This window comes from Edwardsiella ictaluri ATCC 33202 (assembly GCF_000264785.1).
GTDB classification, from domain to species: Bacteria; Pseudomonadota; Gammaproteobacteria; order Enterobacterales; family Enterobacteriaceae; genus Edwardsiella; species Edwardsiella ictaluri.
The window spans coordinates 1-2,735 of the sequence record NZ_AFJI01000074.1; the positions used below are offsets into that span (position 1 = coordinate 1).

Below are 2,735 nucleotides of genomic sequence, written 5' to 3' on the forward strand. Positions count from 1 at the left end.
CTGTGGTCGTTCCCAAACCCTGTATACCTTACCCACTCTCTCTGGAAAAGAGTGGTGGAGCTAAGCGGGATCGAACCGCTGACCTCTTGCATGCCATGCAAGCGCTCTCCCAGCTGAGCTATAGCCCCGTATACACCGCTTCATTGCGGGAACGGGGCGCATGATAGGGCAAGGCTACCGGCACTGTCAACGGCTAATTATCTTTCCTGCGTTAAGCGCGGCAAAAGCCGCCAAGTCAGTCTATTTACTCAACAATCTCTGTCCACCAATCCACAATTTTACCTTTTTCCGTCTGGCGCTATCCCCTAACATTGAGTAAACATGTAACTTGTACAATTAAGTGATACGACTTACTTCTCTCTACCTATTTCAGGAATGCAGCATGAACAAGGAGTGGTACTCGGCGAAAGAGCTGGCCGGCATCGGGGGATTTCCATCGACCCCGCAGGCCATCAACCAGCGGGCAAAGTCCGAAGGCTGGCGCCGACAGCGACGCAGCGGCGTTCAAGGCAAAGCGGTGGAATATCACATCAGCTGTTTTCCGCCGGAGGTGGTCGACGAACTGCTGGCCCGTGACGAGCAGGCACAGTATCTGATCAGCAGCAACCAGCCGGAAAAGGTGTGGTATTCCATTCTGCTGCAAATGAGCGAAGAGGAGCGTAAAAAGGTCACCTCGCTGATCCTGCGTATCGGCATCAACGAGTTTCTACGCCGTCTGGGTGACTGAACCTGTGCCGGCGACGGGCAAGAAAAAACCGGCCAGAGCCGGTTTGACTATCTATTATGTCCTCAACGCTTACTGCTGCGCCGAACGCTCATCGATAAACGCCAACGCGCGATCAATACGCGTCAACGCACGCTGCTGACCGATGGCGTGGATAGTCACGTCAACGCTCGGCGATTGCCCCTGACCGGTCACCGCGACACGCAGCGGCATCCCAACCTTGCCCATCCCGACCTCCAGCTCATCGGCCGTTGACTGAATCGCATGGTGGATAGACGCCACCTGCCAGTCACCGATAGCGGCCAGTTTGGCGCGAGCCAGCTCCAACGGCTGACGTGCGACCGGACGCAGGTGCTTCTTCGCGGCGTCGGCATCAAACGCGCTAAACTCCTCGTAGAAATAGCGAGCCTGCTGCGCCATCTCTTTCAGTGTCTTACAGCGCTCACCCAGCAGGGTCACGATCTCGGTCAGCTGCGGACCGTTGGCGATATCATAGCCAGCCTGCGCCACGTGCCATGCCAGGTGTCCGGCGACCTGCTCCGGCGGCAGATGGTTAATATAGTGGTGGTTCAGCCACTGCAACTTTTCGGTATTAAAGGCGCTGGCTGACTTGCTGATGGCGTCCAGGGTGAAGAACTCCGTCATTTCCGCCACGCTAAAGATCTCCTGATCGCCGTGGGCCCAGCCCAGACGCACCAGGTAGTTCAGCAGCGCTTCCGGCAGATAGCCATCATCACGGTACTGCATGACGCCGACGGCGCCGTGGCGTTTGGACAGCTTCTTGCCATCATCGCCCAGGATCATCGAAACGTGGGCATACTCCGGCACCGGCGCGCCGAGCGCCTTCAGGATGTTGATCTGGCGTGGCGTATTGTTGATGTGATCCTCACCGCGGATAACGTGGGTGATCCCCATATCCCAGTCATCGATCACCACACAGAAGTTATAGGTCGGTGAGCCATCGGTACGGCGGATGATCAGATCGTCCAGCTCCTTGTTACTGAATTCGATCGGGCCACGGATCTTGTCATCAAAAATGACGGAGCCTTCCTGCGGGTTGAGGAAACGCACCACGTGCGGCTCATCATCGGCATGGTGGCAGTGGTCATGGCGGCAGCGACCGTCATAGCGCGGCTTCTCTCCTCGGGCCATCTGATCTTCGCGCAGCTGCTCCAGGTGCTCTTTGGAACAATAACATTTATAGGCGGTCCCCTGCTCCAACATCTGATCGATCACCTGATTGTAGCGATCGAAACGCTTGGTCTGGTAGTACGGACCCTCATCCCAATCCAGATTCAGCCAGTTCATGCCATCCATAATGGCATCGATAGCTTCCTGCGTGGAGCGCTCCAGATCGGTATCTTCAATACGCAGGACAAACTCGCCCTGGTTATGGCGGGCATACAGCCAGGAGTAAAGCGCAGTACGGGCGCCACCGACGTGCAGATAGCCGGTCGGGCTGGGCGCAAAACGGGTTTTGATTTTCATGTGAACGTGGCCTTGTTACGCAGGTTACCCACCATTCCCAGTATAGGTAAGCGGGTTGCAAAATATCTGTGGGCGGCATTTTACCATTACCCCCCAATTCCTCAACGTCGTTAGGCAATTCCCTGTCGCACCCACGCTCAGCGTCAGCCGACGCCGTTGGCATACCGCCTCACCCACCGTCCGCGCCGGGATCGGCAGGGAAAAGACGCTAAATCTGCCCCTTTTGGCTAAGTCTGCGACACGTTGGGCGTTTTTCCGGCGAACGACAGTTTTTCTTGAAAAAAGCGTTGACCATTTTCCGCGGCTCCCTATAATGCGGCCTCACACAGCGGGGGTGATTAGCTCAGCTGGGAGAGCATCTCCCTTACAAGGAGAGGGTCGGCGGTTCGATCCCGTCATCACCCACCACTCTTTTAGAGTGTCCCGCCGTGTAGCGCCATACAGATTGGGTGATTAGCTCAGCTGGGAGAGCACCTCCCTTACAAGGAGGGGGTCGGCGGTTCGATCCCGTCATCACCCACCA

The 2,735-nt window shown here is 56.7% G+C and carries 2 protein-coding genes and 3 tRNA genes; 3 read left to right on the plus strand and 2 right to left on the minus strand.

Going from position 1 to position 2,735, the window contains the following annotated elements; genetic code table 11:
- Window positions 1-52: 52 nt before the first annotated feature.
- Window positions 53-128 (minus strand) — tRNA-Ala (locus EIEH_RS10750).
- 254 nt (window positions 129-382) lie between these two features.
- On the opposite strand from EIEH_RS10750, the gene EIEH_RS10755 reads away from it, so the two are divergent.
- Window positions 383-727: a DNA-binding protein gene (locus EIEH_RS10755; RefSeq protein ID WP_015870627.1), complete on the plus strand. Its 345-nt coding sequence runs from the start codon at window positions 383-385 to the stop codon at window positions 725-727.
- A gap of 69 nt (window positions 728-796) precedes the next feature.
- Here the strand turns inward: EIEH_RS10755 and gltX are convergent, their stop codons facing one another.
- Window positions 797-2,212: a glutamate--tRNA ligase gene (gene gltX, locus EIEH_RS10760; RefSeq protein ID WP_015870626.1), complete on the minus strand. Its 1,416-nt coding sequence runs from the start codon at window positions 2,210-2,212 to the stop codon at window positions 797-799.
- A gap of 332 nt (window positions 2,213-2,544) precedes the next feature.
- On the opposite strand from gltX, the gene EIEH_RS10765 reads away from it, so the two are divergent.
- Both EIEH_RS10765 and EIEH_RS10770 read left to right on the plus strand, forming a co-directional pair.
- Window positions 2,545-2,620 (plus strand) — tRNA-Val (locus EIEH_RS10765).
- 39 nt (window positions 2,621-2,659) lie between these two features.
- Window positions 2,660-2,735: transfer RNA gene (locus EIEH_RS10770), tRNA-Val, on the plus strand.

Excerpts from the sequence above, each read along its gene's own strand:
- EIEH_RS10755 (WP_015870627.1), top strand. The coding sequence starts at position 383 with ATGAACAAGGAGTGGTACTCGGCGAAAGAGCTGGCCGGCATCGGGGGA.
- gltX (WP_015870626.1), bottom strand. The coding sequence starts at position 2,212 with ATGAAAATCAAAACCCGTTTTGCGCCCAGCCCGACCGGCTATCTGCAC.